Source organism: Heliobacterium chlorum, from assembly GCF_014502795.1.
GTDB lineage: Bacteria > Bacillota > Desulfitobacteriia > Heliobacteriales > Heliobacteriaceae > Heliobacterium > Heliobacterium chlorum.
The window spans coordinates 180,599-205,695 of sequence record NZ_JACVHF010000003.1 but is presented as its reverse complement, the minus strand read 5'-3'; the positions used below and the strand labels follow the sequence as shown (position 1 = coordinate 205,695).

Here is a 25,097-nt window from a genome sequence, read left to right as displayed (position 1 = left end):
TCGGTTACCGAACCTCCGGGTCTGCCGTACATTGTTGTGGCAGACCCGAAGCGTTGGGACAGTAATAGCGTCCTCCGTCCCAAGAGAAATAATCCCGGTATTGTTTAAATGGCGATAAGAGTGGATTCCCTTGCAGGATATGGAGCTGCCCCTCGATAACCTGAAAAAGGATGGATGATTGTACGGTCATCTCCGGATAAGGACGGGAGTGATAACCGTCGTCTTCTCTTTCGAGTTCAAAATCATACTGAATAGGATGCTTTTCCCCTTGAGGAAACACGTACATGATGGCATGGACAAGGGGGGGCAACAGGTCCGTGCATTTTTGACGCAAGTTTTTAGAAATCGGGCTTTTTTCACAGAGACAGCCCAGGGGTACTTCTATGTTGCGCAACAAAGGGACAGGCTTTTTGGTAATCGCGTCGGGAGGGAAGGTGAGCCGTAACTCTCCCCATGCCATACATCCCACGTCAGGGCAGTGAAAAAGGTAAAAAAAGTCGTCAAAGGATAACTCCTGCTTGAGCCGAATCTCACCCTCCGCGGTGATTACCAGGGCAAAACGGGCCTGTTGAAGGATCGATTTAACCGATACGTTCACATATCGAGAGAGATAGGAGACGCTACGCAGCCGGTGCGGCGGCGGGATGATCGGGTTAAAGAGAGGGTTTCCTGTAGGATTGATAGTCTGCTGAAGCAACTGACGAAAAATGAAGAAGTTTCCGGCGATGATTACCACCAAGGCGAGTTGAACCCAAAAAGCGGCACTGATCGGTTGCTGCAGGGCCATGTAAAGAACGAAGACCCAAATCAGGCCGATCAACAAAAGGGTAAAATCCAGGTAAAACAAGATGGTCCGGCCCGGACGATCGGGAAAGAGGTAATGGGTTTGGTATTTACGCACCAGGTTGACCATGGGGCCGGCTAAGTTGCGGTTTTCCTGGTAAGGGAGCTCCAAAAACTCTTCCAAGATATCCTGCAGCCTTTCCATGCGCCGCTGGACGACGAGAGAGACGAAGATTCCCGTCGATCCAAGCAAGGTAAGCAAGCCGCCGGTGACAGACCAGAGCAAGGCTAAAAAGAGTTCGGGGGAGAACATGCGTTGACCTCCGGGCTTTTTCTTATTAAGCCCGGAGGGGCGTGGTAAAATACTAAGAAAGTTGCTTGCGTTTAACGGACAAACCAAGTGCGTTAGAGAGGACGAGTATACGTGAAAGTTGGAGATATCGGTAATTACCATATTGAACGGGTAACCCTTCAAGGGGAGGGTGTGGCTCGTCCAGAAGGAAAAGTCATGTTTATTCCTGCGTGCCTTCCAGGAGAAGATGTGCAGGCCAAAGCCACACAGGTAAAAAAGAATTATTCCCGAGGGGAATTGAAGACGGTGGTTACACCAGCAAAAGGGCGAGTACAGGCACCCTGCCCGGTTTTTGGCGCCTGTGGTGGATGCCAATTGCAGATGATGGATTACCCGCTTCAGTTGTCTGTCAAAGAAGAAGGGGTAAAAGACGGACTGCACCGGCTTGGACGCATTAAAGATGCTCCAGTAGGTCCTGTAGTAGGGACAGACCACCCCTGGCGGTACCGGAACCGGGTCCAAATGCACTTGCAACGTCGAAACGATGGATCGCTGGGAATGGGTTATTTCCGCTATAATTCCCGAGAACTGATCGAGCATGACGATTGCCCGCTTTTGCCGGAATCTTTTCCACCGGTTTTAAAGGCTGTGCGTTCCTCGATTCAGGATATTAACCGAGAAGGAGAACTGCCCTTGCGCCATCTCGTCCTGAAGAGTGCAGATCCCTCGGGGGAAATGATGATCATCTTCGTATTGTCGGAATGGCGGTCCCCGTACCGTTCTAAGATGAAGTCTCTCGCTAGCCAGTTGATGGATAGCGAGAAAAAGCTTGTCTCAGTGTATGTCAATATCAATCCGAAAGAAGAAGGGGAAGTCCTGGGCAGGGAATACCCTTTGTATTTCGGGAAAAATCGACTCGAAGAGAAGATGGCAGGAGGCTTAAGACTCCAAATAGGTCCAGCGAGTTTCTTGCAAGTTAATCCGCGCCAAACGGAGGAATTGTACCGGTTGACGGCTGAAGCTTGTTCTCTAACGGGGCAGGAGACTGTTATCGACGCTTATTGCGGTGTCGGTTCGATCAGTTTGTACTTGGCCAAACAGTGCAAAAAAGTGGTCGGGATTGAGGAAGTAGAAATGGCGGTAGAAGATGCAAATCAAAATGCTGCCTTAAACGGGATCGAGAATGCTGAATTTGTTGCCGGTAAGGTCGAAGATGTTTTGCCGGCCTATTTGAAAGAGGGTAACCCTGTCGATGTGGTTGTACTGGATCCTCCGCGGAAAGGCTGCCATGAGCGGGTTTTGGAAGTGATTGCTGACGCTCAACCTAGCCGAATCGTATATGTGAGCTGTGATCCCGCTTCATTGGCTCGTGACGCATCACGCCTTGTAGAGCGAGGGTGGCAAATTGAACAGGCTATCCCTGTTGACATGTTCCCGCAGACGGGCCATGTGGAAACGGTCTGCCTTTTTTCCAAGTAAATCAAGGATTTTAAGGCACTTTAACGCTAGAAATACCTGTTTTGCCTATGATTTTTCAACGATTTTTTTTCACGTGGGCAATTTCTCGGCAGCATTTTACGTATTATTAACTATGTGGCGATCGATCATATCTAAAATATTACTATCGGTAACCGTATCGAATTTTCTAGCAAATAGTTGCGGCAATTTCACTATTTTAGAGAAGTCTTCTTTTGTCAGAATATAAGGATGACCCATAAATGGTTTTCCTTCGTCACTGAAATGAGCGTAAGTCATGCAATTCTGCTCAACCATATCTTTTGGATTTAAATCCACTAAATTAGAAAGTGGTGATGCCATAGTCATGATTTGAAAAAAAGTTTCTTCAGGAGTATTAGTTATCTTGAGTTTATTAATTTTATGTCCATTGGTCTTTATTTCATGAAGAATAAACTCAATCACTTTGTCGGGCAAAATCCACCAAGCTGAACCGCCATACAATTTATAATCGTACAAAAAATTTCTATATACCCACCCTAATAGCGAACCATAAATAATCAGCGGCAACTTAATGATTTTCCGCAAAATACCACGATTAAGTTTGGAATCAACGTATTTTGAGATTTCACGGATACCAATAACATTAAATTTATAATACAGCCAGTTATGCTTGTCATAAGGGGTGCAATCAATTAGAGGTTTTGGGTAAGTTTTGCCTAAAAACTCCGTGATATACTCCACACTCTTTATTGGGTAGTCTTGTCCGCTTAACAACAAGTAATAACTGTAATGGATATTTTTATTTAATTCAATCTGCTTGGCAAGTTCGATAAGTGATAATGAAATTTCAACTAAAGACCAAGTATCTAATACCCCGCTAATCCGCTTCTTTACAATGAATACATTATCAGAACAATTTAAGAGATTGCAAAACTCCGAATCAGTAACATCCATTTTACTATCCAAGTGAACAAGGAAATGAAAATCAGACTTGGATAGCGAGCGAATCAACCTAATTACTTGATTAAGGTTTTTGTGTGCCATAATCAACACAGCCTGTTTCATTTAATTACCTCCATATCCAATAATTAAATGTATTTAGATATTGTATGAAAAAAACCTCTTCTAAAGAAATTATTTTCAACTGACGGATCCGCGAGCATTTGAAGAAGCATCGCCGAAAGGACAAAAAGCCGCAAGATTTATTTTCTTGACGGCTTTTTGCTGGCTTATTTTTAGTTTTGTGAGGGCCAGAGCTCCGCCGTTGGCGTTCCTTCCGATCAAGATAGGCTTTCGTCTCTGAAGGTACTGCTAACGTAGCGTACCTGAATAACTACAACATCATCCCTCAATACTACCCATGAAAGGAGTGATAGGCATGACCGACACGAACCAGGGCGCCAATAACGTACAGTCTGCCGCAAAATATGCGAAAACGACCTCCGATATGGCGAACAAAGCACAAAGTGCCGTAAATACTGCGACACAAGCGGCCAACCCAAATAACAAAACCGGAATGTAGTACCGAAAACATTAACAAAAGAGAAACGGCATTTGTCGTTTCTCTTTTGTTAATGAACAGTACAAAGAGAAATACATCCAGATGGCAAATGCGGAAATAGAATAAGAAAGTGCGAAGAATAAATCGGAAAAAATCTAGTCTACATACAACAGAAAAAATCTCTACATCGAAAATATTTACTTAACCATTGAAAACAGAAGTTTCTATCTATTTATGTACCTTTAGTTACAAAACTATGGTAAAATATAGCCAAGCAGGGATTAGTTCTATAGGGAGGGAACCTGAATGATCAAAAAAGTCCTCTTGGCTACCGATGGATCTGACCATGCCCTAAAAGCTGCCCGCTATGCTTGTCATCTTATGAAGTTAGATCCGGAAATCGAAACGACGGTCTTGTATGTCTATGATTTATCTCATCAATACCTGCTCGGTGCCGACGGCGCTGTATTCTTTGACATCGATGCGGCCCGGGAAAAGATGGACGAAGTCGGTAAAGCAGTCTTGGATAAAACCATGGAAATCTTCTCCGAACAGGGCCTTGTCTGTCAACTGGAAGCGACCTTTGGTCACCCTGCCTTTGTCGTTGTGGACACGGCGGAAGAACGGGGTGTGGACTTAATTATTATGGGTTCTCGGGGTATGGGAGAATTCCGCAGTTTTCTAGCGGGCAGTGTCAGTGACCGCGTCTTCCACCTAGCCAAGTGTCCTGTGATGATCATTAAAGACGAAAAAGACTGACGGTTATACTTCAAGGTTAAAACGCAAATTTCGAGCAAGGCGGGCGATTTCACGTCCGCCTTCTCCTTTATCTCGGCAGGTATTTTCCAAACGCCGCAGAAAGTGCTGCAGCGGCGCCGTTTGCAAGCCGCTACGCGCCGCCTGACGCCCCATGGTTGCCGTTTCCACAATTAACACCTGCAGCGATTCCCATTGGTTCTGTCCGGCCAAGGTGATGCCAACTGATTCCAGACAGGCGCTCAGGTAGGTCCAAAGGCTTTCGGAGAAGGGGAAACTAGGGGAATGGCCGTACTCAAAGACCCACTGGATCATTTCCATATAGCGCCGGGTAACGTCACCGCGATCGATTCGATTGTTCGCATTGGAGGTATCTGTAACGCTCCTCAAATAATGCTTCAGCAGTTCGTTGATCCCGAAGCGCACCCGGAGCCAACGATGTTCAGCCATCGCTTGCAGCAGATGCTCAAAGGCGGTCAACTCCCCGGAAATAGGCGGACGATCTTGCTCCAAAGCGGAGAGTTGGTCCAATGAGGGAGGGCCTTCATTCAAATCGATGTAAGTGGAAAGCGAGGGGGCTGGCAGCAGTTTTTGTTGAAAACGCTGCACCCAAATAGAGAGTTCTTCATCTACCGTAGAATTGCGCGAATGGTCATGCTCGTTCATATCGATAGTATTGGCTATTTCGAAAAGACCATTTCAAAAAATACGAAGACGGGTTACGTTTTGTTTGGGTAACAGGGAGAAAGTTGATGATCGGCAGTGAAAAAAGGACGGTAGGACCACAGGCCGACAGCCATACTGGCAATGGCTGTAGCTGCTGTCAAGACGAGTTGGATAAGAAGCTGATACTTCACTGCTTCAACCGGGTTGGCCCCAGCGATGATTTGACCGGTCATCATGCCGGGGAGCTGTACGAGCCCTACCGTCTTCATCCCATCGATAGTCGGGCTCATCCCGGCTTTGACTGCTGCTTTGATGGCTCTGGCTGCGGCCTGGCGGGATGTGGCACCCAAAGTAAGGGCTGTGAGAACCAGTGGCTTTTGATTCAGCAATTCCGCTTGCAGTCGGCTCACGGTGAGTCCGGCTGCGATCATGGAATTGCCGATGATCATGCCGCTGAAGGGGATGATGAAGCGCGGTTCCGCAGGCACGATACCTAAGCCGAGCAGCATTCCTAAGGTGAGCACTTCCGATAGGATTAAAGCTCCGGCGATATAGAGAATCGACTGGGATCGAGGGAGTGCTGTGGCGCGTTTGGAAGCGTTTTGTACGGCCACAACGACCATAACCGTTAAGATAGACAGAAGACCTGGCAGCGATCGAAGGTCAAAGACATACTGCAGGACATAACCGATGATAAATAGCTGAATGATGGCCCGCACCGTACCAACCAGCATGTCCTTTTCCAAAGCGAGTTGTTCCCGGTAGGAGAGGAACAGGGCGATGCCGATAAAGCTGAGACTGAAAGATAGGGTCGACAAGCTCATGGTCCATCCCCCTTAATCTCCAAAAAGGTTCGCACCACCTCAGGGGCTTCTTTGGAAAAGAAGACTTCTGTCGGCAGGCAAGCCGAGACTCGGCCTTCCGTTAAGAGAAGGACTCGGTGACTGATGCGCCGGGCTTGTTCAGGATCGTGGGTGACCCAGAGGACTGCTAGATTCTCTCGCTCTACTACGGTGAGAACGATTTCTTTGAGCTCTCTTGCCCCATGGATGTCCAAGGCCGATGTAGGTTCGTCCAAAAGAAGCACATCCGGTTTTACGGCTAAGGAGCGGGCGAAGGATAAACGCTGCTGTTGCCCGCCAGATAAGGTATCGGCCGGCTGGGATAAAAGGGAACGGTCGAGGCGAACCCTCTCCAGCCAAAGAGGCGGGTCGATGGAGATCCCCCAGAGTCGTGCCCCGTAGCTCAAATTCTCTTCCACCGTTCCCGGGAAAAAGGCGGGCCGCTGCGCCACATAGGCGACCCGTCGACGCAGTTCCGTGACTGGGTATTTTTCTACTGGTTGTCCACGAAAACGAATCTCCCCTTCCGAGAGGCTGTGAAGACGGTTTAGTGCTGTTAACAAGGTGCTTTTTCCCGAGCCGGAAGGTCCTAGGAGGCAGAGGATCTCTCCGGGGGAGACCTTACCGCTTACGCGATGCAGCAGGTGTCGTTCCACCTGCGACTCTCTAGTCTGTACCATGATGGTCAAAGAGATATTCTGCCACTCAAGTACGGATGCAACGGTCTTATCGATGTTTACCACCACCTGACAGTGAGATTATAACGGTTTCCTTTAAAAACATAAAAGGTACCGGTGAAACCGGTACCCGAAGATAATTCAATTAATAAGAGCGGTGGTTTTGGAAGCAGTCACGGCAATAAACCGGACGTGCGCCGGAAGGCTTGAAAGGCACCGTCGTGGTAACGCCGCAGTCAGAGCAGACGACTTCATACATTTCCCGTTGAGGGCGGCTTTCCCCGCTTTGTTCGCCCATACGGCGTTTCCGGGCAGCCCGGCAGTCAGGGCAGCGGCTCGGGTCGTTTTGAAAGCCCTTTTCAGCATAAAAGGCCTGTTCCCGAGCGGAGAACACAAACTCTACGCCACATTCTTTGCAGACAAGGGTACGATCTTCGAACACCAAGTATCCCGTCCTTTCCTCGGACAAAATGAATTCCCCGGTCCGGGTCATAACCTCATTCCCCAAAACCAACCATTTCCCCGGACAAGATCCGAAAGAAGAACGGCTTGAACTTTTTGTGGAAGGCAGACGCAACGAACCCATGGTTGGTTTTATTATACGTACTCAAGTAAAAAAAGGCAAAAAGTTTTTTACGCTTTTGGAAGACCTCCGGGGCATGCTATTCTATTGGCATATTGGGAGTTTCGATGTTTCAGGAGTGATGTGCATCTTGAGAAAGCTCATGTACTGGAGCCTGTTGCTCCTCTGGATGGGGATCATGTTCTGGCTGTCGTCGATTCCAAACCTCCGGGTCCTTCCGGTGCTTTATCTTATTGTCGCTTGGCTTGACATCCCTTGGCCGGTGTTAAAAACCAGCGGTTTTGCTCTCGAGTTTATTCTTCGCAAGACAGCCCACGTGACTGAATACGCCATACTCACCGGGCTGTGGCTGCAAGCAGCCAAGTCGACTTGGTTATGGTCTCGGCGTAGGCATCTCTGGACGGCTTTTTTCTTTTCCTTGGCTTTCGCCGTAACTGATGAAATTCACCAGGAGCTAACCGGTTTTCGAGACGGTCGGCTTATGGATGTCGGTATCGACAGTTTGGGAATTGTCATCGCGCTGATCATTGGGTTTGTTCTATTCAAATCGCTAAAGGACGGTGCTCACGATAAGCAGCAAAATTCATGACTCCATTTTGAACTCTACAAGTCACTCAAAACTACACCATGACGATAAGATTTATGCGGTACCTGAAAAAGACTGGGTGCTGAAGCTGCTTTCCTGGTATGACGTAAACAAACGTGATTTACCTTGGCGGAGGTCGAAAAACCCCTACGCCATTTGGGTCTCCGAGGTTATGCTCCAACAGACCCGAGTCGAAACGGTCATCCCCTATTTCGAAAGATTTATGAGCCTATTTCCCGACCTGCAGACGCTCGCCACTGCACCGGAAGAGCCGGTATTGAAAGCGTGGGAGGGATTGGGCTATTACTCACGGGTTCGAAACCTGCAAGAGGCGGCCCGGCAGGTGATGGAGCGCTTCGACGGGCAAGTGCCTCCTGATCCAAAAGCCTTTCGGAGTTTAAAAGGAGTAGGGGCATACATATGTGGGGCCGTCTTGTCTATCGTCTTTCAGATCCGGGAACCGGCTGTCGACGGGAATGTCTGTCGCGTCTTCGCCCGTTTTTTCGGCTGGGATGACCCCGTTGGCAGTACGATGCTCTTAAAAAAGGCATGGCAGGCTTCGATGGAACAGTTGGCTTGGCTGCCTGATGAACGGGTCCCCGATTGGACCCAAGGGTTGATGGAACTAGGCGCTCTGGTCTGCATACCTCGAAGCGCACGCTGTGGAGAATGCCCTTTAGCAGATGGTTGTACTGCCCGCGCCCAGGGAAAAGTAGAAATACTTCCGGTACGCAAACCCCGCAAGGAGAATCAAGAGATCTATCGAAAAGCGTTGCTCTTGACTGATGAAAGTGGCCGGGTTCTTTTGACGCAGCGTCCTGATAAGGGATTGCTCGCGAATATGTGGGAGCTGCCGTCCTTTGAACAGGGCTTTTACGACTTAGAGCACGTAAAATATGAACCGGAACGGAGCGAACAGTTTCGTCATGTTTTCAGCCATTTGACATGGGTCGTCGACGTTATGCCCGCCCGGATCGATGGGGAGAAAATAAACCCATTAGAAGGCAGCGGTCGTGTGGCTGAAGAATCTTGCCAATACGGCAGTGACAGCGGGCAAAGGTCATGGTGTGACAAAGAAGCGTTGTCCCGGTTGCCCATGAACAATTTGACCCTGAAAATATTAAAAAAGTACGGAGTGCTCTAGGGGAGCACTCCGTAAGGTGTCGAAAAGAGGGATGGCGATTGTCCAAGCGCTTGAAGTTAATCTATAACCCTGAAGCTGGGGCCGGTGCCTTTAAGCGATCGCTTGACGAGGCTATTGCCATTTTACAGTCTGGTCAATGGCAAGTCCTCACATATCGGACGGAAGGTATCCCTGGCGAGACATCGAAGGAAGCCGAAAAGGCCTTGCAAGATGGTTGCTCAGCCGTAGTGGCTGTCGGTGGCGATGGAACTTTGCATCAGGTGATGAACGGACTCATGCGCTTGGCCGATCGCGGCGAGACACCGCCTGCATTAGGGATCATCCCAGCGGGGACGGCCAATGATTTGGCGACAACCCTGCGCATCCCTAGAAACTTGGAGGCCTGTTGTCAGATTATCGTTGACGGAAATACCCGATGGATCGATGTCGGTCAAATAGGTGATCGCCATTTCCTCAATGTGGCCAGCGGCGGTCTAATGACAGATGTGTCCCACAAGGTGAACCAGTCCCTGAAAAACAACATCGGGAAATTGGCCTATTACCTAAAAGCATTGGAACAGCTTCCGGAGTTCCGGCCTTTTTCGATGACGATAGAGACCACTTCCGGCGAGACTGTCTACTCGGGAGAAACCTTACTGTACCTGATTCTAAACGGGGCGGGCGCCGGTAGTTTTCCCGTTCTTTCACCTCATGCTAAGCTCGATGACGGGCTCCTCGATCTGCTCGTTTTTCGCTCTTGCCGGATTCATGATTTCATCAGTCTTTTTGTTCGCGTGCTCCAAGGGGAGCACTTGAACTCCCCTCTGGTGACCTATCATCAGGCGCCGGCCTATATCATTCGTGGTCCTGAGTCGCTAGAGACCGACATGGATGGGGAAGTGGGACCGCCGCTTCCCTGGAAAGTCCAAGTTCGTCCTTCCGCCTTATCTCTCTTCGTACCTGCGGTAAGTGCTCATTCTTCAACGTGATAACAAGCTCTCAACCCTAACCCAAAAAAGAGCAGAGCGTAAATAGTCAGTGCGATAAAACTGTCCAAGGGGAATGTCTGGGTTAAGGAGAGGGTCCTCAGGCCATTCGTTGTGTGGGTGAGAGGCAGGATATATAGGAACAGGGACAGAAACTGGGGAATGTTCTGTAAGGAAAAAAAGGTACCGCAGAGGAAGGACATGGGGCTGATGACAAAGGCGTTGAACTTGTTGATCTCTGAGTGAGACTGAATCGTTAGAGCTGCCCAAAAACCGAACCCTGAAAAGACGAGGCAGTTTAGAAAGAGCAGGAGTAAAAAGAGCCCGCCTACATGGAGATGAACGCCGAAGACCATCGTCAAGGCAAGCATGACTAGACCGGAAAACATACCGCGGAAGGCTCCCGCGAGAATTCGCCCGATGGTCAGAGAGATCATCGGAATCGGGGCCGTTAAATATTCCTCGAAAGTCTTGTCATAAAGTCTCGATATGTTTAACGGAGTCGCCACGGCGTTAAAGGAGGCTGTCATCGTAGACAAGGCGACGATACCGGGAATGACGAATTCCAGGTAAGAGACGCCTTCAAACCGAATCCCCCTGCCTAAACCGAAGCCAAAGGCAAAAAGATAGAGAATTGGCGTCACCATCGTAGAAGCGGTGTTCTTCCAAAAGCGTCGGGAAAAGACGAGATATTCCTGCCAGAGAATTGTGCTGATACCTGCCCAGAGTGGTGAGGCAGATGGGTGCGCCGTTGTTTTTTGATCTATCAATGAAATCACCTGCGAAGATTTTCGCCGCCGTTAGGGCGGTTTTTGTTTTTTAAACAGGGGAATCAGGGGCAGTAATCACTCGATAAAGGGCGTCTACTCGTAGCGGGTCATATTTAGTACTCAGCGAGCAAAGAGCGCTTGAAAGGAATCTCAGGAGCGGAGCGTGTTAAAACGTTTCTAGAAACATCAGGTTAAAAGTCTTTCGCTCGGTGGTTAATCGTCTTGGAATCCGATTTCAACGGTCCCTCTTCCATGGAAAGGGAATCACCGGAGGTCAGATGGATAAAGACGTCTTCCAAATTGGAAGCCCGCAGGGAGACGGAACTACCTTTGCCGGACTGCTGAAGTTCCTGGATGAACTGGGTACCCGCTTCTCGAGTGGGAAAGAAGTGACTTCGACGCAATCCGCCATCGTCCGTTTCCACGACGAAAGGGCCGACCTTGGTTTTTAACTCATCCGGTGTGCCTAACTCTACCAGTTTTCCTTTATTCATCAGTGCGACTCGGTTACATAAGGCTTCAGCTTCTTCGAGGTAGTGGGTAGTCAGCAAAATCGTCTGCCCGCCCGTGTTCAATTTGCGAACCAAGTCCCACATACGCCGCCGGGTCATCGGGTCGAGGCCGATCGTCGGCTCATCGAGCAGGAGAATTTGCGGTCGATGCAGGAGCGCCCGGGCGATGAGGATGCGCCGCTTCATGCCGCCGGAAAACTTGCGCACCGGTTCATTGGCCCGGTCGTCCATTTCCACAAATTCCAGCAGTTCTGTGATGCGAGATTGTCGTTCCTCCGGGCGAAGGCCGAAAAGCCGGCCATGCATATCCAGGTTCTCTCGCGCCGTCAATTCTCCATCTAAGTTGATGTGCTGGGGAACGAGGCCGATCTTTGATTTTAATGCCATCGCGTTACGGGTCATATCCTGCTCTCCGATAATAATGCGTCCGGAAGTGGCCCGGGCCAAGGTCATGAGCATGCGGATCGTGGTCGTCTTGCCGGCGCCATTGGGGCCGAGGAGACCAAAAAACTCTCCCGGGTGAATATGGAAGGAAAGGTTATCGACGACGGTACGGTTATCAAAGCGCTTGGTCAGTGATTCAAGGACGATCATGCTTCGAAACTCCTCAAATAAGAAAGTAAGAAGAGAATTCCACTATTGTTACTGATTTTATCATAGAATCATTCTCCGTAAAGGGACAGAAAAAAGAAATAATCCTATTGACACTGAGAATTAAAATCAATTAGAATAAAGCCACAACGCAAAAGAGATTCATTTTCAACGGAGTCTTTTGCCGAACCAACTCACAACATTTCTAATAAAATTGCGTAGACAGAGGGAGGGAGCAGCATGACAACATGTCACGGCGCTCCAATCAAATTGGACATCGGCAAAGGGGAACAGAAGCTGGTACTCGCCGGTAATCCTAACGTAGGGAAGTCGGTCTTCTTTAACCACCTAACGGGGATGTATGTAGACGTTTCGAATTACCCCGGCACGACGTTAGACATATCTCATGGCCGCTATAAAGATTGGGTGGTCATGGACACACCTGGGATTTACGGACTTTCTTCCTTTAACGACGAAGAACGTATTGCCCGAGACGTAATCCTACAAGCCGACAAAGTGTTGAATATCGTCAACGCGCTCCACTTGGAGCGGGACTTATTCTTGACACGGCAGATTATCGACACTGGCGTACCAGTGGTAGTGGCTGTAAACATGGTTGACGAAGCGAAACGCCGGGGGATTCAAATCAACTTTGACCGTCTTCAAGAGGAACTGGGCGTACCGGTCATTCCTTCGGTGGCGGTCAAGGGAAAAGGCTTAAAAGAAGTGGAAGCTGCGTTGCCTCAAGCTTGCACAGGCCGAGTCAATCAGGAACTGGCAGCGGAGATCGACACAGTTTCTCAGACCACAGCCAACCGGGGTGAGGCGCTGCTGGCGTTGGAAGGAGACGAAGGGATCCGGACTGCTTATGGGATCTCCCAGAAAGACAAACGGGAAGAGATATACTTAAATCGACGGGAATGTGTCAACGAAATCTTTCAATCTGTCGTCACGGAAACGACCCAAGGAGCCAACTTCTCGACGAAGCTGGGCTATTGGATGGTTCGCCCCATCACCGGCATTCCCATCTTGGCGGCAGTGCTGTACTTCATGTACCAATTGATCGGGGTGTGGGTCGCTGGCGACGTCGTCGGATTTACAGAAGAGACCATCTTCCAGGGATACTATGAACCCTTCGTCCGAGGGATTCTGACCGGTTTCATCTCACCTGACTCCATCTTCGGGCAAATCCTCTACGGAGAATTTGGACTGGTCACGATGACAGTGACCTACGTGTTGGGCCTGTTGCTGCCTCTGGTAGTCGCTTTTTATTTCTTCCTATCTACACTGGAAGACTCGGGGTATCTGCCTCGGGTGGCCGCACTGACCGATCGGGTGCTCAACTACATCGGATTAAACGGAAGAGCCATCATCCCGCTGATCCTCGGTTTTGGCTGCGTCACTTTAGCGACGATCACGACACGGCTGCTCGCCTCAGAACGGGAAAAACGCATCGCCATCTTCCTCCTCGGTTTGACCATCCCCTGTTCGGCTCAGTTGGGTGTCATTACTGGTATATTAGCTTCGATTGAACCTGGTTTTGTGCTCATGTATGTGCTTATCATCTTGTCCATTCTCATCGCTGTAGGCATGATCATGGATCGAGTGATTCCCGGGCGGTCTTCCGATCTGTTGATTGAGCTGCCGCCGATTCGCTTACCCCGTCTTGCGAACGTGTTGAAAAAAACCGGCATTAAATCCTTTGCCTTTGTTAAAGAAGCGTTCCCCCTGTTTGCACTAGGTTCACTTCTTATCAGCGTTCTTCAGGTCTCAGGAGCTCTAAATGCGCTGCAAGACGCCCTTGCACCTCTGACGGTAGGCTGGTTGGGCCTTCCGAAGGAGTCAGCTAACGTCTTCATTATGGGCCTGGTTCGGCGCGACTTCGGCGCCGCTGGTTTGGCCGACATGACCTTGGCTCCTTATCAAGCTGTCGTCGCGCTAGCCACCATCACCCTCTTTGTGCCTTGTGTCGCATCGGTCTTAGTCATCTTTAAAGAACGATCCAAAAAAGAAGCTTTGGTCATGTGGTTGTCTACCTGGGTGATTGCCTTCTTGGTGGGCGGTGTGGTAGCTCAGCTTTACGCTCACTTCGAGCAAATCTATCTGACTGTGGCTGCTTTTGCGGGTCTCATGGCTTTATTGGTAGGTGCATCGATGCTCTTTTCCCGTCGTAAAACCGATGTGTCTGCCCAATCGGCCTCCTGCTGTCACTCCGAACAATAATCATGGTTACACGGTAAGGGGGTCCTTGCTTTGGGTTGGTTCAATAAAAAAGAAAAATCTCCGGAACATTGCGGTGTTCCCGGAATTCATTTCGATGAGTGTCCTGGCTGCGGTTTAGATGTAAAAGCCTGGTTCAGTGGTAAAGGGGGAGAGGCGATCCCTGATCGCTGTCCTCGATGCAATGCCTTGCTGCGGCCCCCCATGGGCTGCGGCGGATGTGGCAACTGCGGCAATTGTTCAAAATAGATTACACCAATTGCGTCTTTGGGGAGGGGTAACCATGACATTAGCAAACTCGGTAAAAGGGCAAACCGTCTGCATCGCAGGCATTAAACATCCCATGGTCCGTGCTCAGGCGATCCGCTTTGGCATCTCGGAAGGCGAGACCGTCATGATCCAGGAGATCATCCCGGCAGGCCCTGTCATCGTACGGAAAAAACACCAGGAGTTGGCCATCGGACGGAAGATGGCCGAAGACATCCAAATAACCCTCGTCAACTAAAAGGATAATAAGAGGTTGATCCGATAAAAAAGGATCGGCCTCTTCGTTATTTTCAGAAGGAAACAAGCGAACTTATCGGGAAATAAATCGGAAGATTTGAAAAAGGCGGAAAAGTAGGTTGGCTAAAGATGTAGAGGGGTAGAACTAAGAAGCCAGCACTTTCGTGCTGGCTTCTTACCCCTGTATTCGCCCCTAATGTAACGATAACAATACATTTGTCAGTTAAGCTTCATCTCGACAGATAACTTTTTCAGACGCCAAAGCGTATCTAAAAAAATCCGAATAGGGCCCTTTACAGCCAGGTTTTTCGACAGGTAAATGGTGATCCCGTCCTGTCGATGTTCAAGATATTTAGTGGTGGCACCGCGAGGAATACCGATGTCGACGATCGGAACCACTTTGGCCACCGTTTTGGTCAGATTAGGACCGGCTACGCCGATGTGAACAATGGCGCCACGCTCCACGATATACTCTTTCGCATCGGGATCAATAGAGAAGAGTAGGTCGATTTGTTCAGTGATCATCATAAACCTCCTGGAATTAGGAGTAATTACATAAAGATTGTACCAGTAAGAGGATACGGGTTCAAGCATAAAAACGCCATCGGTGGGAGAAAGATGTAACAAGCTCACATTTAAAATCTTCATCGACAAGAATTTTTCCAATGATATAATAAGAATTGTTAAAGAGAGCCAAGATAATTACATTGTCCGAAAGGAGACGACCAATGGAAGCTTATCTGGTGATGGCCTTCATAGCTGCAGGGATCGGTTATTTTATCTTCAAGGGAAGAATTTCCGAGAAAATTCTCGATTCTCCAGGACCGGGTGGTACTCGGATTCCCGAGGAACTCGTCAACGGAGAATTTGGCGAAGATCCTTTAACTGCATTGATGCTGATGAATTTATTGAAGGCTGGTTATATCGACCGGTTTAAGGTTCAAAACTATCGCCAATTCTCTGCAGAAGAGTTGACCCTTCAAATGGTTAACGATGGAATCATGACGCAAGAACAAGCAGACCTTTTTGCGGCACAACAACGGGAAATCATGGTGCGACTGTCGACTTGCCAAAGCGTAGGCTAATCAGTACACTTATAAGCAGGAATACATAGAAAACCGGGTAGGCCCGGTTTTCTCTATTTTTTGCGTGTTAGGGGTGAACCGGGGGAGTGTTTTCCGGTAAAAAACTCACCTACTTGAAACTGTTGATTACAGCCGGCCGATACCAGGCTGCCATCAACACCTTACTGCCGGAAGAAGATCCGGAAGAGGGGAAACTGGTCTTAGCCCTATGTTCACTGTCCGGCGACTATCAAACCTTTTATGATGTAGCAGAACGGTGGGACAAGTTTTTCGAAGAAAACCATGATCCGCTATGGTTTTTGCTTCGCTGTCATGGCGACATCGGTTATAAGGGTCTTCACCCCCGGTCGATGCCAATCTTCCTAGCTGCGGCCGCGGCCATACCGGAAGATCCTTTCGCCCTCTGGGCCGCTGCTGTGGCCTGTTCAGACCGGAACCGGTTGGACAAGGAAGCCATGGACTTTTATGAAAGAGCCTTACGGATCGATGAAATGAGCCTGGCCCAATACGATCCGTTGCCCCTCTTGGAACAAGACCCTGTCCTCGCGTCATTTCCGAAAATCTGCAGCTTATTGAGGCAGGTTTTAGGGAGAGACCTCTGGGAGGCTGACCGTTTCCCTCCTCAGCAAGAATTGTACCGTACCTGGGGGGAGCGGCTTGTTACTGGGCGCCTGCGCAAGGACGAACCCGATCTCGAAGATGTACGATGGCTGAAAGACTATTTGGAAGATACATTAGCGAGGCACGGAGCTGTCACTGACGAAGTCGTCCGTATTTACCGCTACCTCTCTAATTGGCTGTTGAAATATCAGCGAACCGATTCCGGTGCTCTAGCTTTTCTTGAAGAGTCTACCCGGTATCTGGTTCTTCGCGATAAGATTCGTGCGGAAGAGCATCTCGGGAAAACCTATTTTAACCGGCAGATCTGGCATAAAGCTGTATATTGGCTGCAGCGTGTAACATTGCGTCAAAAGGGTCACTTGGAATCACAGCTTTTTTATGCACGAGCTTTGTCGGCATGGCAACATGAACAGTCCTCCAACTTAGAGTACCGTAAGGTCCGTCATGACGCCCGGGCTGCATGGAACAAAGTGCTCCAACTGGATCCGTTCCAAGGAGAAGCGTTGTTGGAGTTAGGCGAGATGGCTGAGGAAGACGGTCGGTTCAAAGAAGCCAGGGAATTTTATCGTCAAGTCTTAGCTGCCGTAGACAGTATGAACGAAAAGGATGATAGGGCCCGAAGCTTGCAGGGGCGGGCTATGGTTCGATGGGGATTGTTATGTTTCCGCGGCGGAGAAATGGATCAAGCGGGCCAATTGCTGACGAAGGCGGCCGCTAAACTCGTACCGGATAATGATGAAAACCGGATCCATCTTGCAAGGGCTTTGTTTTATTTAGGTGAACTTTCCCGTCGCCAGGAAGACCTCTTTCAAGCCGATCAACTACAGCGGCAGGCCTTGACCTGGGACCCGGCCGTCGGAGGACATTTGCGAGGGGAATGGGAGCAGTTGCTGAAACTCGGCCAAGGGGGATTCGCCGAAGTCTGGCAGGTTCGCCATCGAAACACTGGTCAGATGGGTGCTATGAAAGTCCTCAAACCCAACTGCCTTAACTCCGAAAAGGGACGGAAACGGTTTAAAAACGAAGCTGCCTTGACGATGGCCTTCGGCGGCGCTCACAACCTCATTCAGGGGTACCCTGAAAGTGTCGATTTTAGCCGGTTCACCTTTGTGATGGAACTGCTTGACGGTTCCTTAAAAGACCGCATCTATCAATATGATCATCAAGGAAATATCGTTCGGCGCTCTCCTCTGCCTGAAGCAGAAGTCCGCCGGGTTTTGAGCGCCGTCGGTGAGGCGCTAGTTTACTTGCACGGATTTGGCCGTGAATTTATCCATCGCGACATCAAACCCGATAATATCCTGGTCGATCGGGATTTGGAACGGATACGCCTCGCTGATCTAGGTACGTTGCGTGTGCCGAAACAGCTGCTACACAATAAGGCCACCTTTGAACGCGGGGAGACGAGCCCCAAAGAGGCTAGATGGGCCACTGATTACACTTTGATTGAGACCTTCGGTAATCTAGGAACGCCGACCTATACGGCGCCTGAGGTGCTTAAGAGCCCAAAAGGCTGGGCCAACAGTAGGCTCGATCAACGGGCCGATGTTTTTTCCCTCGGCGTCACCCTTTTTGAAATCGCCACCGGGTATCTACCCTTTACGACCGGTCATGACAGCGAAGAGAACATTCAAGCGCTCATGGATCGAGTCATGGAAGCTACTTTTATCGACCCTGCCGAGTTAGAACTCGATCCGGACCGTCCTGGAGATCTTTCCCGTCTTCGCGATCTTCACGCATCTGGACGGGTGGCTCTTCCACCGAGAGCGCTCAACCGGGACATCTCCGAAAAAATGGAGGCAGCCATATTACGGTGCCTCGAAAAAGATCCCAATCGGCGTTACGCTGCCGTCAGGCATTTGCTCACTGATTTGGAATTGTTCTAAATCCTGCAGCGGTTGGATAAAGATCTCGTTATTTTTGATCTTCAAAACTTTCGAGGTGGCTTTGGTGAAAGCAGAATCGGGCCGCAACACTGAAGACGATAACGGCGATTAAAAAGAGAGCTTGTTCAGAGAAGACAGAGACCATATCACTCCACCCGTCGTACCAGGAAGGGCCATCCACAGGAGATATAGCCGATTGTGCCATATGCTCAGGTGTCATCAATGGCTGCAGTATGCTGAAGGACGCCAAAAGGGCCAGAAAGAGGCAGAGAAACCCTACAGCGCGGTACAAGTTGCGTCGGCTGACAGGCATGCAATTTTCCTCCGTCTTGTTTTTGGTATAAGTATGCAACAAATGCCTGCCAAATATCCTTACGCGAAAGACCGCAAATGGCTTGAGTAAACCTCCCGACATAGGCTGATCGTTAAAAGTAAAAATAGCTTGTTTTTTTACGTTGAATGAACCATCCGATAGCCAGGACGGTACCCGCGAAGAGTATTCCGACCACTTTACCGCCGAGCAGGAACGGGGAGACGAGTAAATTGCCGCTCAGTTCATTCAGCAGGGGGTCTTTGCATAACATCTCGCCAGCTGTCCACCCGAGGATGGTCGAGCCAGCGTAGGGAAGCCATGGCCAAAGGGGCATGAGCGATAAGAGCAGTCGACTGCCATAGACGACGAGAGGAATGCTGACGACCAAACCGAACCAGAGCAAGCCCGGTCTTCCATGAGCTGTACCGGCTAACGCGATGACGTTATCCAGAGACATGACGGCGTCCGCGACGATAATGGTACGAACAGCATGCCAGAGACGGTTTGGTGCTTCCACTTTTTCCTGATGGTCCCCCGGGATGATCAGCTTGACAGCTATCCAGCCGAGAAAAAGTGCACCGAGGGCTTGTAAGAGCGGTACTTTTAATAGGTAAATCGTCATACTGCCCAAGATGAGTCGTAAGGAGACAGCCCCGGCCGTTCCCCAGATGATCCCTTTACGCTGCTGGTTTACCGGAAGGTTCCGGCAGGCAAGGGCAATGAGAATAGCGTTGTCTCCGCTCAAAATTAGATCGATAAAAATGATCGTCGCCACAGCTAACCAAAAAGAAGGAGTCAGCAGGTCCGACGTCTGAATGCCGCTAAATTCATACAAAAAATCCAAAGCTCGAACCTCCTTTGGTTTTTTATATGAACGGGGGAGGGCTGACCATTCAAAGAAAAGGCGATCCCTTTTGAGTATTTTTTCGCAAAAGCAAATAGATAGGCTTGCCGCAGGTATCCAATAGTATTGATTTTTGTAAATATGACTTAAGTCCCAATTTAAACAGGTCTAACGTCTGAGGCGAAAAGTAAAATCATATTTTATACTTAAATTGCCTTCTTTTCAAATATCCATCTGCCTACCCTGGAGTCGTGCTCCAGGGTTCTTTTTTTACCTTCTTGGATCGTTAAAACCTAGTCTCCTGTCCTGTGATGAGGCAGGGTGAAATAAAATCTTGCGCCAGGACCGCCATTGTTTGCAGCCCCGACCTGTCCGCCATGACTTTCTATGATAGCTTTGACGATAGCCAGCCCTAAACCGGTGCCGGGGATTTTTCGGGTACGCGATTTCTCGCCGCGATAAAAACGTTCCCAGACACGGGGAATATCTTCTTCCGCCAAACCGGAACCTGTATCGCTGACGGTAAACCGGAGAAAAGAAGTTGTTTGTTCCACCTCTAAGGTGACTTGACCGTCTTTGGGCGTATGACGCAGCGCATTGTCGACGAGATTGATCAGGGCTTGGGTCAAGCGATCGCCGTTCCCCATGATTACCGGTAAATGCTCGGGTATCTGAACGATCAGTTGAACAGATTTTTCTTCAGCCAGGGTATTCATTTTGCGCAGAACTCGTCGGGTTAACTCCTCGGGATCTAGAGGTTCTATAGCGACGGGCATATATCCGGACTCCAACTGGGCTAATTGGAGCAGGTCCTGAACGAGACGCTGCATCCGTTCCGACTCTTCCAAAATGATCCCCGCCATTTCCCGCCGATCCTCTGGGGTCTTCGGCATATCGTCTCGGAGCGCTTCGGCATATCCTTGGACCAAAAAGAGGGGAGTTCGCAGGTCATGAGAGACGTTCGCCGCCAGATCTTGCATACTTTGCATCCCGCGAGCCAACTGGATGTTTTTCGTTTCCAACTCGGCCAAGCTTTTCGAGAGCTCTGCCGATAAGGTATTCAAGGTCTGACCGAGACGGCCGATTTCGTCGTCCGACTCGACAGGGATTTTTTGTTCGAAATCACCTTGCCGCATTTTTTCAGCCGCGCCGTAGAGGATTGTCAATGGGCGGGCCACTTTTTTGGAAAGCAAATAAGCTGCCAAGGTGGATAAAAGCAGGGCCAGGGCACTAGCCCCAAACACCCAGGAGCGGATATGGCTGACTGTTTCGTCCATCGGTTCCAGGGCAGCAAAGACATAGAGGACCCTCAACACCTGTCCATCTTGGCGGGCCGGTACGGCTACCATGAATGAGGGTATGTTTAGGATGGATATATTCACTTGCCGGGTGATGATTTCACCTTGTTTCAGTTGCATCAATTCAGAAGCCGAAAGATCAACCTTTGCCGTCGATGAAGCATTCCCACTTTCTGCCCACCAGGGGCCTTGTCCTGTTATCGGTCCCATTCGAGGACCGAGACCGTTTCCCCCACGGGGACCCATTCCGTTTCCTGAGGGACCGCGGCCCTTGCGAATGGTGGAGTTCGGATTGGTATCGTCTGCACATTGCGGGTTACCGGATCGACTCAGCACCTCTGTAATATTTCCGTCGCTGTCACCGAAGGCAGCCATGGCCGCCGATGCGCCAGTGAGGGCTAAGGCCAACCGTCTTGCTGTGTCTATATCCTGTTCTACTGCAATCAGACTCGCTTTGTTCACCAGATCGTCTGTCTCGCGCTGCACGTAGAAGTCGCTAAACATGTTAGAGAAAAACCAGCCTACCGGAAGCAAAAGGGCCAGAGAAAAGCCGACGAGGGTCAGCCAGATTTTAAGTACGATGCTCCGGCCGATCATGGCTCTACCTCGAATTTATAACCTAAACCACGGACGGTACTCACATAAGCGGCCACTTGAGGCGAAAGGCGCGATAACTTATCTCGGAGCCGGCGCACATGGGTATCGACGGTCCGGCTGTCGCCGCCGTAGTCATACCCCCAGACTCGATCGAGCAGAAGGTCTCTGGTGAGAACTCGACCGGCATTTTGAACGAGAAAATGCAACAGATCGTATTCTAAGGGGGTGAGGGAGAGGTTGTGGCCTTCTACAACGACTTTTCGACCCTCCGGGTAGAGAAGGAGTCCAGGAAATTGAAGAGCCGCCTCTGAGGGGTGCGAAGAGGCGGTTGTCCCGGTTCCAGATGCGCCTGTTCCCCGTCGGCGAAGCAGGGCCTTTACCCGTAGAACAATTTCCCGGGGACTGAAAGGTTTAACGACATAATCGTCAGCGCCCAGTTCAAAGCCAAGAACCCGATCCGATTCTTCGCCTCGAGCGGTCAACATCAAGATAGGAAGGTCTGATCTTTCCCGGATCTTGCGGCATGTTGTCCAGCCGTCCAGTCCCGGCATCATCAAATCGAGAATGACCAGATCGACTGGTTGCTCCTTCAAGAGTTCCAGAGCGGGTTGACCATCTTCCGCTTCAATAACAACAAGCCCTTCTTGTTCCAAAAATAGACGGAGCATCCGACGGATTTTGCTTTCATCTTCTACGATGAGAATCGTCGCTTCAGAGTTCATAGCTGAGAAGCTCATCTTCAAGAACACCTCCCTGTATCCCATTGTAACGGAAAATATAGAGTTGTTAAATGTTACCCCTGTTTACATAACATAAAGGAATTATAGAACTATTTCATATTCTTGATACATTCTCGGAGAAAGTATTATAATTTTCTTTGTAAAACAACTGAAAGGAGATACATCACATGAAAAGGCTGCCCCAATGGATCAAAAGATTTGTTCTCTTCATGACTTTTTTCACGTTGTTACCTTTACCGGCTGCATGGGCCGATATCGGTTCACCTTATCCAGGAATCAACTACTGGCCAATACCGCAAATTGCAAAATCAGCCGGTCCGGCTGTTGTTTCTATAGCCAATCTGGAGACCGATTTTTGGTCAGAACAATTGGTTGAAAGCTCTTCCGGCTCCGGCGTGATCATCGACGCACAAAACGGCTATATCGTTACGAACAACCATGTGGTAGAAGGGGCGAAGGCGCTGCAAGTCGGTTTGGCCGACGGCCGGACGACGCAAGGCCGAATCATCGGGCGAGATCCCCGCACAGATCTGGCTGTCGTAAAAATAGACTCGGAAGGTCTCACTTCGGCTCCCTTGGGAAATTCGGACACCGTCGAGGTGGGAGAACTGGTGGTGGCCATCGGCAATCCTCTGGGCAAAGAGTTCGCCCGCACCGTAACCCACGGGATCATCAGCGCTACCGATCGGACATTGGATGTAGGAGAGACTCGCTTAAAGGTGCTCCAGACGGATGCAGCCATCAACCCCGGTAATTCAGGCGGAGGCCTCTTCAATATGCGCGGTGAACTCATCGGCATCAACAGCGCGAAAATTGCCTCATCCGGCGTCGAAGGCATGGGTTTTGCCATTCCTATCAACGTGGCGAAACCGATTGTACAGCAATTGATTGAACAAGGACACGTAGCTCGTCCATGGCTGGGCGTCTCCGGTCTAATCGTGACTGAAGCAGCCGCCAATTATTACGATCTTCCTCGCGGGTTTTACATAAAGCAGGTTGTAGCCAACAGTCCTGCTGCCAAATGTGGTTTGCAACGAGGCGATATCATCACAAAAGTGGACGATAACGACATCACCACTATGCAGCAGTTTACAAATGTCATTAATAATCACGCCGTCGGTGACACCATGAGCTTGATAGTCTACCGAAATGGGGAGACGGTCAGTTTACAGGCGACCTTAGAGCAATCGCCTTACACAAATTAATCATGAATTTTCAAAATGCCCGGCCTCTTGGCCGGGCATTTTACTTTTTGCCACCGTTGGACTGCAAGGGCATAAAGAAAAGGGTAGGCAGTTTCCCTTATTCTAGCCGCAACAGATGACAAGCAAGTGACAGCTAGGTGACAGTTTTGTTACAATGACCAACTTTCGAAAGAGAGTTGGCCTCCATTTGCTAAGAAACCCCTTAAGGGACCATTGTATAAGCTTTATTTAAGGTGCGTAGAGATTGTAATATCATTCACAAAGCCATAAAATAGAACTATGAGGAAATGGCTGTTATGTGAGGTGTATATATATGGTGGGTCGTTTGATGCTCACATTGCTTTCCGGTGCCGCAGCGTACACGTACGCTGAAAAAAAGTACCAGGAAGTAACGGAACGAAAGATTGCCGAAGGGCTGAACAAATTGCGTCCCGTCGTCAACGCACTCTATGAGTCGGAAACGAAACGTATTGGAGTAAACTACTCGTCGGCAGCGCAATAAACGTATAAGAAAAACCCTTCACCCAGCCTGATAAAGGCTGAAGTGAAGGGTTTTTTATGAACGGTTTAATTAACCTTCTTTGTTTTCTTCTTGGTCAGCGCTTACCGAAGATTCTGCCGGAACTTCGGCGACCGTTTCTACAGTTGCTTCAGAGGCAGGTTCTTCGACGGCAACCACAGAAGGAGTTTCAGTGCTTTCGGAGACGGCTTCCGCTACAGCTGTTTCACCGGCTTGCTCGGTGCCTTCCGCTACTTGGCTTTGTTCACCTTCGGCAGCTGGTTGATCTTCTTTTTTGTCAATCCCTAAGGCTGCTTTGATGTTTTCGAGCTCAAGCAGTTCCGGTCTTTGCGTAACAACCATTCCAGCGCCCGCAATGATTAAGAGTAAGATAATGCCCAGCAGGGAGATGGTCATGGGGCTATATTGTTCCGCATTGATGGAAATATGGTTCGTTTCACCGGCTTTGAGATCCCATGTCAGAGATTTGCCGTTGTTCGAGGCACTGGTAGCATTGCTGCTCATGGCAGCTACGGGGAGATCGACGGTGAGCTTCAGTTTCACTTGTTTCATCGCCGCTTGGACGAAGGGATTAAGTTTTTCATTAGCCACAAAGTTGAGGTCCGAAAGATCGATATCGGTGTTCAGCTTGTATGTAGTCTTTAAGAAAGACTTTTGCAGCGTAAACCCTTCACCGATTTTGCCCAGGAATACGTCATTGGATGTTTCTTTGGCGATGTTCTTAACTTTTTTGGAAGCTTCAAAACCGATGAAACCTTCTTGCTCCAGGCTGGTGACTGTAAAACCGGAGCTTTCGGCCCCTTGTTTTAAGTCACTGAGGGGATCGGACTCGTTCTGGGTGATCAAAGATTGGTCGACGAGGACCGCATACTTGAGGTCACCACTGCCATCGGGATTCACTTTGACTTGGATGTCGGTTTGAGCACATCCGACCAGGACTGAGGCACAGAGGACGATCATGAGGATTGCCATTAAGGCTCGTTTCATTGTCCCGCGCACACTGAAACCCTCCTTTGAATATTTGTCTCTGAATATATACTCCAAAATTAAGAAAAAATGAGTGTTTTCTTGAAAAAATGTTATTAACAGGAAAGACCCATCCTTCATCCCATGCCGGATATGAAGGAAGGGTCTTTTA

At 49.4% G+C, this 25,097-nt stretch carries 27 protein-coding genes; 13 read left to right on the top strand and 14 right to left on the bottom strand.

The annotated features are described in order from the left end of the window. Nucleotides 1–4 precede the first annotated feature (4 nt). Complete coding sequence (locus tag H1S01_RS05705) at nt 5–1,096, bottom strand: hypothetical protein (RefSeq protein ID WP_188039123.1); 1,092 nt, start codon at nt 1,094–1,096, stop codon at nt 5–7. 111 nt (nt 1,097–1,207) lie between these two features. Between H1S01_RS05705 and rlmD the strand changes: the two genes are divergently transcribed. Next, nucleotides 1,208–2,554, top strand: coding sequence for a 23S rRNA (uracil(1939)-C(5))-methyltransferase RlmD (gene rlmD / locus H1S01_RS05700; RefSeq protein WP_188039122.1), 1,347 nt, complete (start codon nt 1,208–1,210; stop codon nt 2,552–2,554). Between the two features lie 96 nt (nt 2,555–2,650). Here rlmD and H1S01_RS05695 read toward each other — a convergent pair whose 3' ends face one another. Continuing rightward, nucleotides 2,651–3,598: a beta-1,6-N-acetylglucosaminyltransferase gene (locus H1S01_RS05695; protein WP_188039121.1), complete on the bottom strand. Its 948-nt coding sequence runs from the start codon at nt 3,596–3,598 to the stop codon at nt 2,651–2,653. 313 nt (nt 3,599–3,911) lie between these two features. On the opposite strand from H1S01_RS05695, the gene H1S01_RS05690 reads away from it, so the two are divergent. Continuing rightward, nucleotides 3,912–4,055 (top strand): hypothetical protein, encoded by a 144-nt coding sequence (locus tag H1S01_RS05690; protein WP_188039120.1) that lies wholly within the window; start codon nt 3,912–3,914, stop codon nt 4,053–4,055. Between the two features lie 285 nt (nt 4,056–4,340). Next, nucleotides 4,341–4,793 carry a universal stress protein gene (locus H1S01_RS05685; protein ID WP_188039119.1) on the top strand — a complete coding sequence of 151 codons (453 nt, stop codon included), beginning with the start codon at nt 4,341–4,343 and terminating at the stop codon, nt 4,791–4,793. 3 nt (nt 4,794–4,796) lie between these two features. On the opposite strand, the gene H1S01_RS05680 is transcribed toward H1S01_RS05685, so the two are convergent. The 4 genes from H1S01_RS05680 to H1S01_RS05665 form a co-directional block, all read right to left on the bottom strand. After that, a complete protein-coding gene (locus H1S01_RS05680) occupies nt 4,797–5,321 on the bottom strand; it encodes a hypothetical protein (RefSeq protein WP_188039118.1) in 525 nt (174 codons plus the stop codon). A 188-nt stretch (nt 5,322–5,509) separates the two neighbouring features. Further along, nucleotides 5,510–6,280: an ABC transporter permease gene (locus H1S01_RS05675; RefSeq protein WP_188039117.1), complete on the bottom strand. Its 771-nt coding sequence runs from the start codon at nt 6,278–6,280 to the stop codon at nt 5,510–5,512. Beyond that, nucleotides 6,277–6,978, bottom strand: a complete 702-nt coding sequence (locus H1S01_RS05670; RefSeq protein WP_243237061.1) for an ABC transporter ATP-binding protein — start codon at nt 6,976–6,978, stop codon at nt 6,277–6,279. The genes H1S01_RS05675 and H1S01_RS05670 overlap by 4 nt, the downstream gene beginning before the upstream one ends. 142 nt (nt 6,979–7,120) lie before the next feature. Then, the gene (locus H1S01_RS05665) at nt 7,121–7,417 is read right to left on the bottom strand and encodes a zinc-ribbon domain containing protein (RefSeq protein ID WP_188039115.1); all 297 of its coding nucleotides are present in this window, start codon (nt 7,415–7,417) and stop codon (nt 7,121–7,123) included. A gap of 271 nt (nt 7,418–7,688) precedes the next feature. Here H1S01_RS05665 and H1S01_RS05660 point away from each other — a divergent pair, with 271 nt between their 5' ends. Genes H1S01_RS05660 through H1S01_RS05650 form a run of 3 tightly spaced genes read left to right on the top strand, consistent with a single transcriptional unit; the run spans nt 7,689 to nt 10,256 of the window. Beyond that, a complete protein-coding gene (locus H1S01_RS05660; RefSeq protein ID WP_188039114.1) occupies nt 7,689–8,147 on the top strand; it encodes a VanZ family protein in 459 nt (152 codons plus the stop codon). After that, entirely contained in the window at nt 8,119–9,288 is a 1,170-nt protein-coding gene (gene mutY, locus H1S01_RS05655; RefSeq protein WP_188039113.1) for an A/G-specific adenine glycosylase, read from the top strand. The genes H1S01_RS05660 and mutY overlap by 29 nt, the downstream gene beginning before the upstream one ends. Before the next feature lie 38 nt (nt 9,289–9,326). Continuing rightward, nucleotides 9,327–10,256 (top strand): diacylglycerol/lipid kinase family protein, encoded by a 930-nt coding sequence (locus H1S01_RS05650; RefSeq protein WP_188039112.1) that lies wholly within the window; start codon nt 9,327–9,329, stop codon nt 10,254–10,256. Here the strand turns inward: H1S01_RS05650 and H1S01_RS05645 are convergent. Both H1S01_RS05645 and H1S01_RS05640 read right to left on the bottom strand, forming a co-directional pair. Then, nucleotides 10,241–11,023, bottom strand: coding sequence for an ABC transporter permease (locus tag H1S01_RS05645; protein ID WP_207732198.1), 783 nt, complete (start codon nt 11,021–11,023; stop codon nt 10,241–10,243). The genes H1S01_RS05650 and H1S01_RS05645 overlap by 16 nt on opposite strands. 191 nt (nt 11,024–11,214) lie before the next feature. Next, a complete protein-coding gene (locus H1S01_RS05640; RefSeq protein WP_188039111.1) occupies nt 11,215–12,129 on the bottom strand; it encodes an ABC transporter ATP-binding protein in 915 nt (304 codons plus the stop codon). Nucleotides 12,130–12,366: 237 nt separating this feature from the next. Between H1S01_RS05640 and feoB the strand changes: the two genes are divergently transcribed. From feoB to H1S01_RS05625, 3 genes are read left to right on the top strand one after another with little or no spacing between them, the layout of a single operon-like run. Continuing rightward, entirely contained in the window at nt 12,367–14,349 is a 1,983-nt protein-coding gene (feoB, locus tag H1S01_RS05635) for a ferrous iron transport protein B (protein WP_188039110.1), read from the top strand. A gap of 30 nt (nt 14,350–14,379) precedes the next feature. Beyond that, nucleotides 14,380–14,595: a hypothetical protein gene (locus tag H1S01_RS05630; protein WP_188039109.1), complete on the top strand. Its 216-nt coding sequence runs from the start codon at nt 14,380–14,382 to the stop codon at nt 14,593–14,595. Between the two features lie 34 nt (nt 14,596–14,629). Continuing rightward, nucleotides 14,630–14,851, top strand: a complete 222-nt coding sequence (locus tag H1S01_RS05625) for a FeoA family protein (RefSeq protein ID WP_188039108.1) — start codon at nt 14,630–14,632, stop codon at nt 14,849–14,851. Between the two features lie 218 nt (nt 14,852–15,069). On the opposite strand, the gene H1S01_RS05620 is transcribed toward H1S01_RS05625, so the two are convergent. Next, entirely contained in the window at nt 15,070–15,375 is a 306-nt protein-coding gene (locus H1S01_RS05620) for a CC/Se motif family (seleno)protein (RefSeq protein WP_188039107.1), read from the bottom strand. A gap of 203 nt (nt 15,376–15,578) precedes the next feature. On the opposite strand from H1S01_RS05620, the gene H1S01_RS05615 reads away from it, so the two are divergent. Next, nucleotides 15,579–15,935 (top strand): hypothetical protein, encoded by a 357-nt coding sequence (locus H1S01_RS05615; RefSeq protein WP_188039106.1) that lies wholly within the window; start codon nt 15,579–15,581, stop codon nt 15,933–15,935. Between the two features lie 86 nt (nt 15,936–16,021). Beyond that, on the top strand, nt 16,022–18,442 hold the full coding sequence (locus tag H1S01_RS05610) for a protein kinase domain-containing protein (protein WP_188039105.1): 2,421 nt from the start codon (nt 16,022–16,024) through the stop codon (nt 18,440–18,442). A 28-nt stretch (nt 18,443–18,470) separates the two neighbouring features. On the opposite strand, the gene H1S01_RS05605 is transcribed toward H1S01_RS05610, so the two are convergent. The 4 genes from H1S01_RS05605 to H1S01_RS05590 form a co-directional block, all read right to left on the bottom strand. After that, nucleotides 18,471–18,755 (bottom strand): hypothetical protein, encoded by a 285-nt coding sequence (locus tag H1S01_RS05605; RefSeq protein WP_188039104.1) that lies wholly within the window; start codon nt 18,753–18,755, stop codon nt 18,471–18,473. Nucleotides 18,756–18,867: 112 nt separating this feature from the next. Then, the gene (locus H1S01_RS05600; RefSeq protein WP_243237010.1) at nt 18,868–19,599 is read right to left on the bottom strand and encodes a TerC family protein; all 732 of its coding nucleotides are present in this window, start codon (nt 19,597–19,599) and stop codon (nt 18,868–18,870) included. A gap of 293 nt (nt 19,600–19,892) precedes the next feature. Next, nucleotides 19,893–21,494 (bottom strand): sensor histidine kinase, encoded by a 1,602-nt coding sequence (locus H1S01_RS05595; RefSeq protein WP_188039103.1) that lies wholly within the window; start codon nt 21,492–21,494, stop codon nt 19,893–19,895. Continuing rightward, on the bottom strand, nt 21,491–22,231 hold the full coding sequence (locus H1S01_RS05590) for a response regulator transcription factor (protein WP_279286953.1): 741 nt from the start codon (nt 22,229–22,231) through the stop codon (nt 21,491–21,493). The genes H1S01_RS05595 and H1S01_RS05590 overlap by 4 nt, the downstream gene beginning before the upstream one ends. A gap of 170 nt (nt 22,232–22,401) precedes the next feature. Here H1S01_RS05590 and H1S01_RS05585 point away from each other — a divergent pair, with 170 nt between their 5' ends. Together H1S01_RS05585 and H1S01_RS05580 are read left to right on the top strand one after the other, a co-directional pair. Continuing rightward, nucleotides 22,402–23,439, top strand: coding sequence for a S1C family serine protease (locus H1S01_RS05585; RefSeq protein WP_188039102.1), 1,038 nt, complete (start codon nt 22,402–22,404; stop codon nt 23,437–23,439). Nucleotides 23,440–23,752: 313 nt separating this feature from the next. Continuing rightward, complete coding sequence (locus H1S01_RS05580; RefSeq protein WP_188039101.1) at nt 23,753–23,941, top strand: hypothetical protein; 189 nt, start codon at nt 23,753–23,755, stop codon at nt 23,939–23,941. A 69-nt stretch (nt 23,942–24,010) separates the two neighbouring features. Here H1S01_RS05580 and H1S01_RS05575 read toward each other — a convergent pair whose 3' ends face one another. Next, complete coding sequence (locus H1S01_RS05575) at nt 24,011–24,958, bottom strand: DUF3153 domain-containing protein (protein ID WP_188039100.1); 948 nt, start codon at nt 24,956–24,958, stop codon at nt 24,011–24,013. Nucleotides 24,959–25,097 lie beyond the last annotated feature (139 nt).